Source organism: Microbacterium sp. CJ77 (assembly GCF_002911615.1).
Classification (GTDB): domain Bacteria; phylum Actinomycetota; class Actinomycetes; order Actinomycetales; family Microbacteriaceae; genus Microbacterium.
Genome location: NZ_PQBR01000011.1, coordinates 39,077 through 54,760 on the forward strand (window position 1 = coordinate 39,077; position 15,684 = coordinate 54,760).

Annotated in this window: 13 protein-coding genes and 1 tRNA gene; 6 read left to right on the forward strand and 8 right to left on the reverse strand. The window is 69.3% G+C overall.

The window, feature by feature from the left end; all coding sequences use genetic code 11:
• Positions 1-96: 96 nt before the first annotated feature.
• Positions 97-792: an ABC transporter ATP-binding protein gene (locus C2868_RS08630; RefSeq protein WP_100810540.1), complete on the forward strand. Its 696-nt coding sequence runs from the start codon at positions 97-99 to the stop codon at positions 790-792.
• Entirely contained in the window at positions 789-2,087 is a 1,299-nt protein-coding gene (locus tag C2868_RS08635) for an ABC transporter permease (protein WP_100810539.1), read from the forward strand. Before C2868_RS08630 ends, C2868_RS08635 begins: the two co-directional genes overlap by 4 nt.
• Before the next feature lie 151 nt (positions 2,088-2,238).
• Here C2868_RS08635 and C2868_RS08640 read toward each other — a convergent pair whose 3' ends face one another.
• Entirely contained in the window at positions 2,239-3,012 is a 774-nt protein-coding gene (locus tag C2868_RS08640; RefSeq protein ID WP_100810538.1) for a hypothetical protein, read from the reverse strand.
• 192 nt (positions 3,013-3,204) lie between these two features.
• Here C2868_RS08640 and C2868_RS08645 point away from each other — a divergent pair, with 192 nt between their 5' ends.
• Complete coding sequence (locus tag C2868_RS08645; protein ID WP_100810537.1) at positions 3,205-5,265, forward strand: DUF262 domain-containing protein; 2,061 nt, start codon at positions 3,205-3,207, stop codon at positions 5,263-5,265.
• Positions 5,266-5,397: 132 nt separating this feature from the next.
• Here C2868_RS08645 and C2868_RS17425 read toward each other — a convergent pair whose 3' ends face one another.
• Positions 5,398-5,553 (reverse strand): hypothetical protein, encoded by a 156-nt coding sequence (locus C2868_RS17425; protein ID WP_157813897.1) that lies wholly within the window; start codon positions 5,551-5,553, stop codon positions 5,398-5,400.
• A 50-nt stretch (positions 5,554-5,603) separates the two neighbouring features.
• The gene (locus tag C2868_RS08655; RefSeq protein ID WP_100810535.1) at positions 5,604-6,170 is read right to left on the reverse strand and encodes a TetR/AcrR family transcriptional regulator; all 567 of its coding nucleotides are present in this window, start codon (positions 6,168-6,170) and stop codon (positions 5,604-5,606) included.
• A gap of 72 nt (positions 6,171-6,242) precedes the next feature.
• On the opposite strand from C2868_RS08655, the gene C2868_RS08660 reads away from it, so the two are divergent.
• Both C2868_RS08660 and C2868_RS08665 read left to right on the forward strand, forming a co-directional pair.
• Positions 6,243-7,385, forward strand: a complete 1,143-nt coding sequence (locus tag C2868_RS08660) for a GDSL-type esterase/lipase family protein (protein WP_100810534.1) — start codon at positions 6,243-6,245, stop codon at positions 7,383-7,385.
• Between the two features lie 287 nt (positions 7,386-7,672).
• On the forward strand, positions 7,673-9,304 hold the full coding sequence (locus tag C2868_RS08665; RefSeq protein ID WP_100810533.1) for an ABC-F family ATP-binding cassette domain-containing protein: 1,632 nt from the start codon (positions 7,673-7,675) through the stop codon (positions 9,302-9,304).
• Positions 9,305-9,331: 27 nt separating this feature from the next.
• Here C2868_RS08665 and C2868_RS17430 read toward each other — a convergent pair whose 3' ends face one another.
• The 3 genes from C2868_RS17430 to C2868_RS08675 form a co-directional block, all read right to left on the reverse strand.
• Complete coding sequence (locus C2868_RS17430; RefSeq protein ID WP_157813896.1) at positions 9,332-9,919, reverse strand: DUF998 domain-containing protein; 588 nt, start codon at positions 9,917-9,919, stop codon at positions 9,332-9,334.
• A complete protein-coding gene (locus C2868_RS17435; RefSeq protein ID WP_157813895.1) occupies positions 9,916-10,317 on the reverse strand; it encodes a DUF5684 domain-containing protein in 402 nt (133 codons plus the stop codon). Before C2868_RS17435 ends, C2868_RS17430 begins: the two co-directional genes overlap by 4 nt.
• A gap of 208 nt (positions 10,318-10,525) precedes the next feature.
• A complete protein-coding gene (locus C2868_RS08675) occupies positions 10,526-13,036 on the reverse strand; it encodes an MMPL family transporter (protein ID WP_100810531.1) in 2,511 nt (836 codons plus the stop codon).
• A gap of 108 nt (positions 13,037-13,144) precedes the next feature.
• On the opposite strand from C2868_RS08675, the gene C2868_RS08680 reads away from it, so the two are divergent.
• Positions 13,145-13,732 carry a TetR/AcrR family transcriptional regulator gene (locus C2868_RS08680; protein WP_100810530.1) on the forward strand — a complete coding sequence of 196 codons (588 nt, stop codon included), beginning with the start codon at positions 13,145-13,147 and terminating at the stop codon, positions 13,730-13,732.
• Between the two features lie 160 nt (positions 13,733-13,892).
• On the opposite strand, the gene C2868_RS08685 is transcribed toward C2868_RS08680, so the two are convergent.
• Both C2868_RS08685 and gltX read right to left on the reverse strand, forming a co-directional pair.
• Positions 13,893-13,964 (reverse strand) — tRNA-Gln (locus C2868_RS08685).
• A gap of 70 nt (positions 13,965-14,034) precedes the next feature.
• A complete protein-coding gene (gene gltX, locus C2868_RS08690; protein ID WP_100810529.1) occupies positions 14,035-15,555 on the reverse strand; it encodes a glutamate--tRNA ligase in 1,521 nt (506 codons plus the stop codon).
• Positions 15,556-15,684: the final 129 nt, after the last annotated feature.

Sequence of the window (15,684 nt, forward strand, 5' to 3'; positions counted from 1 at the left end):
GAACGCGGTAGACGGATGCATCCGCCCGGGGGACGCGCCGCCGCCCGGCGACCACGACGCTGGGGATATGACTTCACACACCCGGAAGAACACCCGATGAGCGCCCCGCTGATCTCGGTCACCGACGTCCACAAGTCCTACGGACGCGGCGCCAATCGCTTCGACGCCCTGCGCGGCGTCAGCCTCGACATCCGCGAGGGCGAGAGCGTCGCGATCCTCGGCAAGAGCGGGTCGGGCAAATCGACCCTCATGCACCTGCTCGCGCTTCTCGACCAGCCGACGAGCGGACGCATCGACCTCGAGGGCACCGACACCCGCACTCTGCGGGGCCGGGCCCTCAACCGCACCCGCAACCGCACCTTCGGGTTCGTGTTCCAGCAGTTCTTCCTGACCTCGGGCACGACCGTGCTCGACAACGTCATGCTGCCGATGAAGATCGCCGGGGTCGGCCGCCGCGAACGCAAGCGCCGCGCCATGGCGACCCTCGCCCAGCTCGAACTCGACGACAAGGCCCGCAACAAGGCTCTCGATCTGTCGGGCGGACAGAAACAGCGCACCGTCATCGCCCGTGCCCTGGTCAACGATCCGCGCATCATCTTCGCCGACGAACCGACCGGCAATCTCGACTCGAACACGGGTGCGGTGGTCGAAGACATCCTGTTCGGGCTCAATCGCGAACACGGGATCACCCTGATCGTCGTGACGCACGACGAAGACCTGGCGGCGCGCTGCGACCGGCGCATCCTGATCCGTGACGGCCTGATCGTCGAGAACGAGGAGGTGGCAGCATGAAGACCTCGGACCTGATCGGCACCGCCGTCTCGCAGACCTTCCGCTCCAAGGTTCGGACGACCCTCACGATCCTGGCGATCTTCGTCGGGGCGTTCACCCTCGTGCTCACCAACGGGCTCGGCACGGGCATCAACCGCTACATCGACGACACCGTCAGCTCGATCGGGGCAACCGATGTGATGACCGTCACGCAGCCCTCCGGGGCCGGCGTGGCGGCCGGCGGCGGTCCGATCGAGTACAACCCCGACGCGATCTCGGCGGGCCCGACATCCGCGCCCGGCAGCACCGTCGTCGCCCTCGACCAGACCGATCTCGACGCGCTCGCCGCGATCGACGGCGTGCTGCGCGTCGCGCCGACCATCTCGGTGAACGCCGACTACATCCAGTACGGCGACGGCACCCCGTACGTCACCGGCGTCGGCCGGCTCGTCGCGGGTCAGACCATCCAGCTCGCGGCGGGAGCCGAACCCGACGATGCCTCGAGCGCCCCCGAGGTCACGATCCCCGTGTCGCTCGTCGAACCACTCGGTTTCGACGACGCCGCGTCGGCGATCGGCCAGACCGTCACGTTCGGGATCACGGATGCGGAACGCCAGTCGCACACCGTCGAGGCCACCGTCACGGGCGTGTCCGAGCAGACCTTCTCGGGTCCGACGACCACCGTCACCCCGAACCAGGCGCTCACGGATGCGCTGGTCGCCTTCCAGAACATCGGGGTTCCGGCCGCGGACCAGGAACGTTACGCCCAGGCCAGCATCTGGTTCGATCCGGATGCCTCGACGGCCGAGATCGACGCCCTCAAGGATCGGCTCGAGGCCGAGGGGTACACGGGCACCACGGTCGCTGATCAGCTCGGCACCTTCACCGCGATCATCGATGGCATCGTGCTGGTGCTGAACGCGTTCGCCATCATCGCGCTGCTCGCGGCGAGCTTCGGCATCGTCAATACGCTGTACATGTCGGTGCAGGAGCGCACCCGCGAGATCGGCCTGATGAAGGCCATGGGCATGGGGTCGGGGCGGGTTTTCGCGCTCTTCAGCCTCGAGGCGGTGTTCATCGGGTTCCTCGGCAGCGCGATCGGCGCCGGCATCGGGATCCTCGCGGGCACGGCGCTCAGTTCAGCACTGGCGGACACGCTGCTCGCCGACCTGCCGGGTCTCACGCTGCTGGCGTTCGACCCCGTGTCGATCGCGACGGTCATCCTGATCGTGATGGGCATCGCTTTCCTCGCCGGAACCCTGCCCGCGGCCCGGGCCGCGGGCGCCGACCCGGTCGAGTCGCTCCGGTACGAGTAAGCCCGGCGCGGGGCATCCGGTCCCGGGCATCGGGTCCCGTCCGGTACCGCCCGTCCCGGACAGCGAAACACCCCTCGTGCATCGAAACCGATGTCGAGGGGTGTTTCGTCGCGCGAGGGGTGTTCGGCGCCGAAGAACGGATGCGGGGGGCTCAGGCCTCGCTCATCACGACCTTCTCGGCCTGACCCTTCGCGGCATAGAAAGCGGCGCGCGCGGCGAGACGGCGGGTCTGCTCGGCCTGGCCCGCGTCGAGCTCGTCCTGCGGAACCTCGAAGTTCGGCACGTGCGGCTTGCCGTTGTACTTCTCGATGTACGCGTCGAGCTCGGGGCCCGACGTCCACGACGTGATCAGGCAGTAGCGCGGCTCGGTGCCCGGGTGGGTCGCGGCGTGCCACAGGCGCTGCGTGTCGACGATCAGCTGGGCGCCGGCTGGCAGGGCGATGCGCACCTCACCCTCGGGGTCGGTGCGGTTGTCGCGCAGCACGAAGTAGCTCGTCTTGTCGTCGGTGAGGTTGAAGAATCCGCGGACGACCCAGCCCGTGCCGTCCGGATTCAGGCGGTTGTTGTCGTCCTGGTGCAGGTTGTAGAGGCAGTCGGCGTAGGTGTTCGGCTGCAGCTCGATCACGCGGCAACGACCGACGTTCGCACCCGGCTCCTGCGCGCGACGCGTGAGGATCGGGGCCTTCTCGGTCTGTGAGTCGATCCAGACGCCGTCCTTGTCGGTGCGCGGCGGCTTGTGGTTCCAGAAGCCGTTGCACTCGATGTCGCCGAATGCACTCGCGAGCGGCGCGAAGCGCGTGTCGCCCGAGGACTTCCAGTCGTTGTACTCGATGTCGAGCCATTCCTTGGGGTCGAGCTCCTGGTTGTAGGAGTCGAGCACCACATAGCCGGTCTCTTCGAGCGCTGCGGATTTGATGTAACCCATAAGGTGACATGCCTTTCGTCAGAGGGCCAGCACGTTTTAACAGGCCCAACTTAGGCAAGCCTACCTCCGGCCCCTGAACGCCCCCGGAGCCCCGGCCGTGAATAACGGAGCGGGTGGAACGGATGCCTAGACTGGACCGCGCGGGTGGTTCGCCCCCGCGGTTCCGAGGCATCAGGGGGCGAAGCAGAACACATGGGCAGTGCCACCAACGTCGACGCGATCGCGGTCAACACGGTCGCCTGGCTGTCGGCGCCCGACACCACGATCGTCGTCCCCGTCTACCAGCGCCAGTACCGCTGGGACATCGGCGGCTGCGAGCAGCTCCTCGGCGACATCCGTGCGGTCGCAGACCTCGACGATCGCAGCATGCACTTCATCGGCTCGATCCTCTCGACCGTGAGCGCCGACCCGGGCGCCGACGAGAACGCGGAACCGGATGCATCCGCCCCCGCGGGTGAGCTTGTGCTGATCGACGGGCAGCAGCGCATCACGACGCTCATGCTGCTGGTCGCGGCCCTGCACCACACCGTCCGCGACGTCGACCCCGAGCTCGCGGCCGAACTCGAGCGCGTGCTCGTGCGGGCCGACGACCCCGAGCGCACCAAACTGCGGCCGCACCGGGCCTGGGCCCGCGTGTTCGAGAGCGTCGTGCTCGACCGCCGCGGACCCGAGCACGCCTACCGCGAGTCGCGCTTCGACGACAACTACGCCTTCTTCCGCAGCCAGGTCCGTCTCGACGAGGTGCCCCGCATCTGGCGCGGCCTGCAGAAGCTCGAGCACGTGTCGATCACGCTGGGCGCGGGCGCGAATGCGCAGCAGATCTTCGAGAGCCTGAACTCCACGGGCGAGCCCCTGCGCGACCACGAGCTGATCCACAACTACGTCCTCATGGGCCTGTCGCACGCCGAGCAGAGCGAGATCGAGGACGCCTACTGGGTGCCGATCGAGCGCAACACGGGCGAGGCGATCGCGAGCTTCTGGCGCCATTTCCTGGTCATGACCACGGGCCGCGAGGTCGCCGTCGCGGGCGAGCGCAGCGTGTACGACGCCTTCCGGCAGCGCTTCCCGCGCCTCGACCTCGCGACGCTCCGCGCGGATGCCTCGGAGTGGCGCGACTACTCCGACATCTACCGCATCCTGCTCGACCCGACGCAGGAACCGGATCCCGAAATCGCCCGTCAACTGGGATATATCAACACGTTCGGACGCGGCATGTACCCGCTCGTCATGCGCGCGTACCGCGACTACGCGCAGGGCGCGACCGACCGTGTCGAGCTGATCGCGACGCTCGAGAACATCCAGTCGCTGCTGCTGCGCCGCACGATCTCGGGCCTGTCGAACGATCGCCTGGTCGCCCGACTCTGCCGTGCCCGTGAGGACGGAGCGGATGCCCTGGTCCGGGCGATCGCGCGGATCATGCCCTCGAACGAGCGCGTCCGCGTCGAGCTCAAGTACGGCGCACTCCCCCACGCGGCATACGTTCTGGGTCGCCTCGCGGGCGTCGCGCCAGTGGGGGGCGCGGGCCTCGAGGGCTTCGACGTCGAGCACGTCTTCCCGCTCGCACCCGCCGACACCTGGACGGGCGACGGCGAGCGGGCGTGGGCCGACTACAGCGAGGACGAGCAGAACAGCCACCGTGCGCTCGCGCCGACACTCGGCAACCTGACACTGATCGAGACGCCGCTCGCCGAGCGCGGGTTCGACGCATCCTTCCCCGAAAAGCGCGACACGATCTACCCGCAGAGCCGCCTCGCCCTCACGACCGCCCTCGCGGACGCGCCGGCATGGGGCACGGCCGCGATCACCGCACGCACGGCCGCGCTCACCGAGGCGTTCGTGGAGATCTGGGCGCGCCCCCAGGTGATCGCGATCGACGACGACGGGCTCACGCCGATCCTCGACGCGGTGCGCCGCCGAGGCTGGCCGCGCGGGTGGGAGCGCGAGTTCGAGTACGTCGAGTACCGTGGCGAGCACTGGGAGGTCTACGACATCAAGTACCTCTTCAACCGCATCTTCAAACGCCTGTGGGCCGACGGGCGCGAGCACGTCGTCGCCTTCAGCACGCGGCGCGGCGGGCCGATCTATCCCGAGCAGGCGTGGAACGGCCACTGGGACGCGCTCGACGAGTCGAACTTCCTCTACATGGGGTGGGACTCGAGGTACATGCTCACCGCCGTGCAGGGTGTGCTCGACGAGGCCGGCATCGCGTCCGAGGTGTTCGTGAAGTACTCCTATACCGGCGCCGCGATGTAATCGGGGTCAACCCCGACTGCAACGCCGCAGATCCGGTTTCCGCTTCGCGCCGAACCGACGCAACACGCCGTCGCGCCGCCGGGCGACACGGCATGTTGCGTCCTTTCGCGCGTCAGCGCCCGGAACCCGACCTCATTCGTCGAGCTCGCCGCCATCTGCGGGTGAGGGGTGGCCCTCCGCGGGCAGCGGTTCCGATGCCTGCGAGCCCTCCGGCTGGTCGGGGTCGGCGCCCTCGGCCTGGCTCGGCTTGCCGGTGGGTCCGTCGATCTTGTTGTTTTCGGTGCTCATGCATCGAGCATCGTCCTCACGTCGGGCGAAGCGTATGGGGTTGACATCGCTCATCCCGCAGCGTCGCGGAGTGCTCGATCCAGGGCGTCGATTGTCCACGACCACGAGGCATCCGTCGACTCGTCACGTCCGCTGTAGGCGCCGGAGCGATCCAGCGCGAGGTATCCGTTGATCGTCGCGCCGACGAAACGCGTGGCGTGCACGAGCGCGGACTCGGGCAGGTCGTAGCCGCGCAGAACCGCGAGCATGAGCGACGCCACGCGGGCCGCTTCGGTCGAGCGGACGGTCTCGGGACCGGCTGGCCGCTGCAGCGCCGCCCAGACGCCGGGTCGCTCGGCCGCAAGGTCTCGGTGGGCATCGGCCAGCGCGACGAGCGCGTCACGTCCCGCGCGGCCGGCGATCGCCGCACCGACGCGGTCCGCGAGTTCGGCGAGAGCGAGGCGATGGATGCCGTCCAGCAGCGCTGCCCGATCGCGGACGTGCGAATACAGGCTCGCCGGCTGAACGTCGAGGGCTCGCGCGACGGCGGAGACCGACACGGCGTCGAAGCCCTCGCGATCCGCGATCCCGGCCGCGGCCGACACCACGTCAGCGGCGGTGAGATGTGCTCGAGGCATTCGCTCTCCTCCCGGTCTCTGACGCTCCTATAACCCGTTACTTCCAGCCTACAGGGTGTAGGTTAACGTTCCGTGATTCAGACGACCCTCTCCCCCGACCTCTTCCGTGGCACCGCCGACCTCGAGCAGACCGCGCACGGGGTCACCCCTCACCGTCTGCCCGCGGAGGTGCGCGAGCGGTTCGCGGACGGTCAGCTGATGTCGATGGAGGCGCAACCCTCCGGAACGCGGATCGTCTTCCGCACAGCCGCCGCGACTCTCGAGCTCGTCACGCACCCGACCCGCGTCGTGTATCTCGGCGCCGACCGTCCGCGTGGGAGGATCGACGTGTTCATCGAGGGATCGCGCGTCGTCAGCGACGAGCTCACGGGCGGCGACGCGATCGACGTCGACCTGCGGACGGGATCGATGACCCCGCACGCCGGTCCGCCGCACACGACGACGGTGACCCTGCCTGGCATCGACTGTCGCGTGGAGATCTGGCTGCCGCACAACGAGTCGATCGAACTCGTATCCCTCCGATCCGACGCGCCGATCCGGCCCGACCCAGAGCGAGGCCGTGTGTGGCTGCATCACGGCAGCTCGATCAGTCAGGGCTCGAACGCCACGGCGCCGAGCGAGATCTGGCCCGCCATCGCTGCCCGTCGCGCGGGCGTCAATCTCCACAACCTCGGCTTCGGCGGGAGCGCACTCGTCGATCCTTTCCTGGCCCGGGTCATGCGCGACACCCCCGCCGACATCGTCAGCGTCAAGCTCGGCATCAACGTCGTGAACCTCGACGCGATGCACCTGCGGGTCTTCGTGCCGGCGGTCCACGGGTTTCTCGACACGATCCGCGACGGCCACCCGGACGCGCCCCTGCTGCTGATCTCGCCGCTCTTCGCCGGCATCCACGAAGACACCCCGGGGCCCGGCGCGATCGACCCGGCATCCCTCGGCACGGGTCAGGTGCGCTTCGTCGCGACCGGCACCCCGGGCGACACGGCGCAGGGGCGTCTGACGCTGCGGGTCATCCGCGAGGCGCTCCGCGATGTCATTCAGAGGCGAGCGGATGACCCGAACCTGCATTTCGTCGAGGGCACCGACCTGTATGGCGAAGAGGATGCGGCGGCGATGCCGTTGCTCGATGGCCTGCATCCCTCCCCTCAGGCGCACCGCGTGATCGGCGAGCGCTTCACGGAGCGGGTGTTCGCGCCGGGCGGCCCCTTCGGGTGACCCGCACGACCCCGCGAACGGTCGCGACACGCCGTGGCCACGGGGGCCGAGCGGCGTGTCGCGTCCGTTCGCGCGGGGTGAGCGTGCGTGAGCGGGCTCGGTGACCGACCGTGCCGTCATGTGGCAGACTGGCTGCCGCGCTCCTGCGGCACTCCGGCCGCGTGTGAGAGGGAGCGAATCGAAGGATGGGTCATGACGGGTAACGGTTCCGGCGTACATCGCTGACCGACCCGCGCACTCCCCTGCGGCTCCGTGTCAGCGCCCCCTGACACATACCGGAGACCCGCATGCCCGCTTTTCGTCCTTCCGTCGTGCTTCACGACCTCACCTTCGCCTGGCCGGATGGCTCCCCCGCCATCGACCACGTCTCGGGCGCCTTCGACCGCCGCCGCACGGGCCTCGTCGGCCTGAACGGCGTCGGCAAGTCGACACTCCTCCGCATCATCGCGGGCGACATCGTGCCCACAGGCGGCGGTGTCACCGCCAACGGAGTCGTCGCCTACCTGCCCCAGAACCTGGCGCTGATCCCGCACGGCACGATCGCCGACCTGCTGGGCGTGCGCGGCACCCTCGACGCCATCCGCGCGATCGAGGGCGGCACGATCGAGCAGCACCTGTTCGATCGGGTCGATGACGATTGGGATGTCGAGGCTCGGTCGGTCGCCGCCCTCGCCGCCGCCGGGATCGATGTCGAAGACCTCGACCGACCCGCCGACACCCTCTCGGGCGGCGAGACGATGCTGACCGCGCTCGTCGGCGTCTCGCTGCGCCGCGCCGATATCGCCCTGCTCGACGAGCCGACCAACAACCTCGACACCGACGCCCGCGAACGGGCGTACGAGCTGGTCGCCGGATGGCGCGGCACCCTCATCGTCGTGAGCCACGACGTCGCCCTGCTCGAGCTGATGGACAGCACGGCCGAACTGCGCGCGGGTTCGCTGTCGGTCTACGGCGGGCCGTACAGCGCCTATCGGCAGCACGTCGCGGCCGAGCAGGAGGCGGCCCAGCGCGCCCTGCGATCGGCCGAGCAGACGCTCAAGACCGAGAAGCGCCAGCGCGTGCAGGCAGAAGAGAAGATCGCGCACAGCGAGCGTCAGGGTCGCAAAGACACCGCGAACCGCAAGTACGTCAAGGCCGTCGTCAACGACCGCCGCAACTCCGCGGAGAAGTCCCAGGGCAACCGCCGCGGCATCCTCGACGACAAGGTCCAGAATGCGCGCGCGGCCGTCGATGCGGCGGAGTCACGCGTGCGCGAGGACGATCGCATCTCGATCCAGCTCCCCGATCCCGGTGTACCGCGGACGCGGCGCATCGCCCGCCTGGTCGGCGGCGACGGACGCGAGGTGCTCGTGCAGGGCCCGGAGCGCATCGCCCTGACGGGCCCGAACGGCGTCGGCAAGACCACGCTCCTGCAGGGCCTGCTGCGCGGAACGGATGCTTCGGACCATCCGTCCGGAGACGCCCCCGCCGACGTCGCCCGGGCGCGCGCCGAGGCGCTGGTCGAGCGTGTCGGGTACCTCTCGCAACGACTCGACGGGTTGGACGATGCCCGGAGCGCGCTCGAGAACGTGCAGGCCGCCGCCCCCGGAGTACCGGCCGCCGAGCTGCGCAACCAGCTCGCCCGGCTGCTGCTGCGGGGCACCGCGGCCGACCGTCCGGTCGGTTCGCTCTCGGGTGGTGAGAGGTTCCGCGCGGCGCTCGCGACGCTGCTGCTGGCCGCCCCTCCCGCCCAACTGCTGGTGCTCGACGAGCCGACCAACAACCTCGACATCCCGAGCGTCGCTCAGCTCACCGAGGCGCTGGCCGCCTACCGCGGCGCGCTGATCGTCGTCAGCCACGACCGCGCGTTCCTCGACGGGCTCGACCTGACGGCCGAGCTGCGGCTAGACGGCGACGGAGTCCTCACCCACATGCGTTAGCGAGACCGACAGGTCGCGGGTCGCCGACTACGACAGCGCGAGCACCCCCAGCAGGACGAACCACGCGAGAAAGCCGAGGTAGATGATCCGTTCCGTCAGGCCGAAGAGCCCCAGTCGTTCCCGGCGGGCGGTGATCAGCACGCCGATCGCGCCGACCGCCATGACGACACCGCACGCGGTCGACCAGGCCGACGCATCCGGAAATCCTGCATCGTGCAGTGCTCCGGCACCCGTGAACGCGGCGGCCGTCACCGAGGCGAAAGCAGCCGTGGCCAGAAGGTTGTGGGTCCGGCCGGTGCCCGTGCGGCCCGAGCCGGGGGCATCCATCGGAAAGAAGCCGATCGCCGCGCGCGCGACGGCGAACACCGCCAGCAGCACGATCGTCACCGTCGAGATGACGCCGCCGGTCGGAGCGAAGAACAGCACCCCACCGATCCCCGCCACTGCGGCGCCGCCCGCCGCCGACCAGTACCACCCGCGGTAGGAGGTGATGCCGTACTGGCTCACGGGGTCGCGCACCGGGTTCAGGCCGGTCGGCAGCAGGTGCACGACGATCAGGCTGAGAAGGGCGATCGCCACGCCTGCGAGCAGCAGTACCGCAGCCAGACCCGTCACGCGGGAGCGCCCTCGTACCCCGACGGGGGTACGACCGGGTTGTGCTTCGGTTGCCAGGTCGAGCTGTCCCAGGCCAGGATGCCGTACCAGACGGGCGTGAGGAAGATGGCGAGCAGGTAGAACACCCCCGGCTTGCCGAGGGCGGTCTGAATGTTGATCCCCGCGATGATCAAGAACACGAGGTACACGATCGTCCCGACGACGGGGATGAGTCCGACGAGCACCCACCACCCCTTCTGACCGCCCAGCTGGAGCAGCCGCCAGACATTGAAGAGCGGCACCCAGGCGGGCCACGCCTTCAGCCCGGCCTTCCGGAAGATGAACATCAGCGTGAGCGCGTGGTAGACGTACACGAGCACGGCGACGAAGAAGCTCAGCAGGCCGAATCCCGGATCCATCTCAGTTGCGTAATACATCGATTCCCTCGGAGCAATGGAGCGAAGCATCCGTGAGGTTCCCGTGTTCGCACGATCGGTACGGGGCTACGAATGCCTCAGGGCGCATGACCCCGAGAATGCACACTCTATTGAGCGACCGCGTCCCACCGCCAGGTTTCGCATCAGAGGACTTCGCGGATGGATCGACGGCGTCGCAACTCGGAAGGAATCAGCTGACGTGCCCGTGATGGACCGGATGCCGGCGCTCGAGGGCCGCGCCCTCCACATCGACGTTCGGCACGATGCGATCGAGCCAGCGCGGCAGCCACCAGGCCGCCTGACCGAGCAGGTGCATGAGCGCGGGCATCAGCAGCATCCGCACGACGAACGCGTCGAAGAGCACGCCGAGGGCGAGCCCCAGTCCCATCGACTTGATGATGACCGACTCGGACGTGATGAAGCCCGAGAACACCGCGACCATGATGAGCGCCGCGGCGATCACGACCGAGCGACCGGCGCGGAAGCCCTGCGCGACCGCGAGCCGAGCCGGCGCCCCGTGCGCCCACGCCTCACGCATTCCGGATGCGAGGAAGAGCTGGTAGTCCATCGCGAGACCGAAGAGGATGCCGACGAGGATCACCGGCAGGAAGCTCAGGATGGGCCCCGGGTTGTGCACGCCGAAGAGTTCGCCGAACCATCCCCACTGGAAGACCGCCGTCACCGCGCCATAGGTGGCGAAGAGCGAGAGCACGAATCCGGCGGTCGCGATCAGCGGCACGAGGAGCGATCGGAACACCATCACCATGATCAGGAACGACAGGCCGACGACGACGAGCAGGTAGAGCGGAAGGACATCCGCCAGCCCCTCCGAGATATCGATGTTGATCGCGGCCTGCCCGGCGACGCCGAGCGTGATGTCGCCGTCGATCGGGGGCACATCGCGCAGGTCGCGCACGAGCGTCTCGGTCGAGGTGCTGCTCGGCCCCTCGGCGGGGATCACCTGGAACGCGGTGAGCCGATTGTCGTCCGAGAGCGCGACGGGCGCGACCGCGACGACATCCTCCTGAGCCATGAGTTCGCGCGCGACGCTCAGCTGCGCGTCGAGAGCTGCGTCGTCGTCGAGTCCGGCCGGCAGCGACGCCGTCACGAGCAGCGGCCCGTTCGCGCCCGCGCCGAACGACTCCTCCGTCAGAGTGAACGCCCGATAGGCGGACGAATCCGCGGCCTCAGACCCGCCGTCGGGCAGGCCGAGCCGCATCGACAGCGCGGGGATCGCCACGACGAGCAGCGCAACGGTGGCGACGACGACCGTGAGGACGGCACGCAGGGTCGACATGGGACGTACGGACCGGGATGCCCGAGCCACGGCATCCGGATCCGCCGCACGCGCCCGTGCCACAGCGCGCTTGCTCAGGATGCGGTACTTCGCGAGCCCGAGCAGGGCGGGGGTGAGCGACACGGCGATCAGCACCGCGACCGCGACGCTCACCGCGCCGGCCGTTCCCATGACACCGAGGAACGGCACACCCGTGATGTTGAGCGCCAGCAGCGCGACGATGACCGTCGCACCCGCGAACACGACCGCGTTGCCCGCGGTGCCGTTTGCCAGTCCGATCGACTCGTGGACGTCGGCGCCCTCGAGCAGCTGCCGCCGGTGCCGGTAGATGATGAAGAGCGAGTAGTCGATGCCGACCGCGAGCCCGAGCATCACGCCGAGAATCGGGGTCACGGATGCCATCTGCACAAGACCCGAGAACGACAGCGTCGCCATGGCCCCGATCGCCACTCCGACCAGGGCGGTGACGATCGGGAAGGACGCGGCGAGGATCGAGCCCAGCACCACGACGAGGACGATGGCCGCGATGGCCACACCGACCACCTCGCCGACACCCAGGATCTCGGGGACGCCCTGCGAGATGTCGGTCGAGAACGCCACCTCGACGCCCTCGATCGGCTCGGACTCGAAGTGCTCGATCACGGCGTCCTTCGACTCCTGTGCGAGCTCGAGGCGCGGTTCGGAGAACTGCACATTGACGATCGCGGTGGCGCCGTCTTCCGAGACGACGCGGATGCCGTCCGCGAACGAGAGCAGTTCGGCGCCCCGCTCGAGCTCGGCCTCGTTCTCATCGATCGTGGCGAGGCCGTCCGTCAGCTGCTGGCGCTGGTCGTCGATGACCGCCTGCTGGGCATCCAGTTGCGCCTGCTGGGCATCGAGCGCCGTCGTCGGCAATCCCCGCGCCTCGAGCTGGGAGCGCGCCGCGTCGAGCTGTGCTTGACCGGCGTCCAGCTGCGCCTGACCGGCGTCGAGCTGTACCTCGCCCGCTTCCGCCTGAGGCCGCGCATCCGCGAGCTGCGTCCGCCCGTCCTCGACCTGCTGGCGCTGGTCGGTGAGCTGCTGATCGGTCGCGAAGGGATCGATCACGTCGGAGACATCGGGCAGGTCGCGGCCCGACTCCACAAGCTCCGCGATCTCGGCGCGCTGCTCGTCGGTGAATGCGCCGTCGTCCTCGGTGTGGAACACCACGATGCCCGAGGCGCCGCTGAAGTCGGGCAGCTGCTCCTCGAGCTCGGCGATGACGTCGCCCGACGCCGTTCCCGGGATGTCGAAGCTGGAGCTCAGTCCCGCGAACCCGACGAGGAAGCCGCCGACGGCGATGCCGAGGATGACGAACCAGCTGACGATGACGGTCCAGGCCCGTCGAGCGGCAAACGATCCCAGACGGTGCAACAGTTCGGCCACGACTCTCCCTCAGATTCGCGGAGGCGTGCCCCATCGATGAGGCCCGCTCCGCATCGATCGGCACCGATAAGATAACACGGACCGTCTCGTCTAACCTGAGGATCGATCATGACGCTTCCCCGGAGCGGCCCCGTCCGCAGCGAAGCCGCGCGCCTCGCGATCCTCAACGCCGCCGCGGGCCTCCTGGCCGAGCGCGGCTACGACCACCTGACCATGGAGGGCATCGCCGCCCGGGCCGGAGTCGGCAAACAGACGATCTACCGCTGGTGGCCCTCGAAGGGCGCGGTCGTCGCGGAGTGCCTCCTCGAGGGCAAGCTGCTCGACGGGCGGCTGCTGCTCCCCGACACCGGCGACATCCGTCGCGATCTCACCGCCTGGCTCGGCGAGGTCTTCGCGCTCCTCGAGTCGGCCCAGGGCGAGACGATCCTGCGCTCTCTGATCGCGGCAGCCGCTGAGCATGCCGAGATCGGGCGCCGGCTGCGCGACAGCCTCTCGGGGTCCGAGTCCGTGTCGGGCCGGCTGTCGCGCGCCATCGGAACCGCGCCGAACCTGCCCGAGGGCGCGCCCGTCGAACAGCTCGCGGAGGCTCTGATCGGAGCCGTACTGCTGCGGGCGCTGAGCCGCGCCCCGATCGAGCCGGGCGACGCCGAGCGCCTGCTCGACGCCGTGCTCGGCGCGGCGCCGACCCGCAGCTGAGCCCTGGGCGGTCCGTTTCCCGCACCCGTGTCCCACGCCCACGCCCGCGAACGGACGCGACACGCCGTCGGCAGTGGAGCCACACGGCGTGTCGCGTCCGTTCGCAGGGCAGTCAGGGGCGGCAACAAAAAAGACCCCCGAAAATCGAGAGCCTTGCTTGCTGGGGTACCTGGACTCGAACCAAGAACAACGGAACCAGAAACCGCCGTGTTGCCAATTACACCATACCCCACCGGTCACGATCGAAACCGTGCCGACGATCCAGTCTAGACGACCGCGAGGGCCCTTCCAAACCGCCCCGCCTATGCGCGGTGCTCGACCAGCGCGCCCAGGCGACGAATCGACTCCGCCTTGCCGAGCATCTCCATCGATTCGAACAGCGGCGGCGACACGCGGCGGCCCGTCAGAGCCACGCGCGGCGGTCCGAAGGCGACGCGGGGCTTGAGCCCCAGCCCCTCGACGAGGGCCGAATTCATGGCCTCCTGGATGGCCGCGGCGCGGAACTCCGACTCGGGCACGAGCTCGAGCGCACCGACCGAGGCGACCAGCACCTCGTTCGCGTTCTCGGGCAACCCCGCAAGGGCGTCGTCGTCGTACGTCACCTCGTCGACGAACAGGAACCCGAGCATCCCGGGCACGTCGCCGAGCAGCGGAATGCGCTCCTGCACGAGAGGAGCGGATGCCTCGATCAGTTCGGCCTCCCGCGCTGTGGGGGGCATCGAGATCAGACCCGCCGACGCCAGGTACGGCAGGATGCGCTCCGCGAAATCGGCGGGTTCGAGCATCCGGATGTGGTCACCGTTGATCGACTCGGCCTTCTTCTGATCGAACCGGGCCGGGTTGGGGTTGACGTTGACGATGTCGAAAGCCGCGACGAACTCGTCGAGAGAGAAGACATCGCGGTCGTGCGACAGCGACCAGCCGAGCAGGGCCAGGTAGTTCAGGAGCCCCTCGGGGATGAACCCCTTCTCGCGCTGCAGGAACAGGTCGGCGCGCGGGTCGCGCTTCGAGAGCTTCTTGTTGCCGTCGCCGAGCACGAGCGGCATGTGTCCGAAGCGCGGGATGAACGTCGTCACGCCCGCGTCGATCAGGGCGCGGTAGAGCGAGAGCTGGCGCGCGGTCGAGGGCATGAGGTCTTCGCCGCGCAGCACGTGGGTGATGCCCATGAGCGCATCGTCGACCGGGTTGACGAACGTGTAGAGCGGGATGCCTCCGGCCCGGACGATCACGAAGTCCGGGAACGATCCGGCCGGGAAGGTCACCTCGCCGCGGATCAGGTCCTCGTATGTGACGTCCTCGTCCGGCACGCGCAGGCGCCAAGCGGGCTCGCGGCCCTCGGCACGGAACGCGGCCTTCTGCTCGTCGGTCAGGTTCCGGTCGTAGTTGTCGTAGCCGAGCTGCTTGGCGCGACCGTTGGCCTCGTTGCGGGCATCGATCTCTTCGGCGTTCGAGTAGCTCTCGTACACGGCGCCGGCCGCGATGAGCTTGTCGAGCACCTCGCGGTAGATCTCGTGCCGCTGCGACTGCCGGTACGGAGCATGCGGTCCCCCGACCTCGACACCCTCGTCCCAGTCGATCTTCAGCCACCGCAGCGCGTCGAGCAGCTGTGCGTAGCTCTCCTCGCTGTCGCGCGCGGCATCCGTGTCTTCGATGCGGAACACCATCGTGCCGCCGTGGTGACGCGCGTACCCCCAGTTGAACAGGGCGGTGCGGACCAGACCGACGTGCGGAAGGCCCGTCGGCGAGGGGCAGAAGCGCACGCGCACGTCCGCTCCGGTCGCGGTCGTGGTGGGATATGGGGCAGATGCGGGGGCGTCAGACATGGCGACCCCAGCCTACTCGCGGCGGGGGCCCGGGTCCGGCGCGAGTGGCGGGGCGGGGGGCCCCCCCCCCCCCCCGCCGCGCGCGCCCCCCCCCCCCGCCCCCCCCCCCCCCCCCCGCGCCCCCGCCCC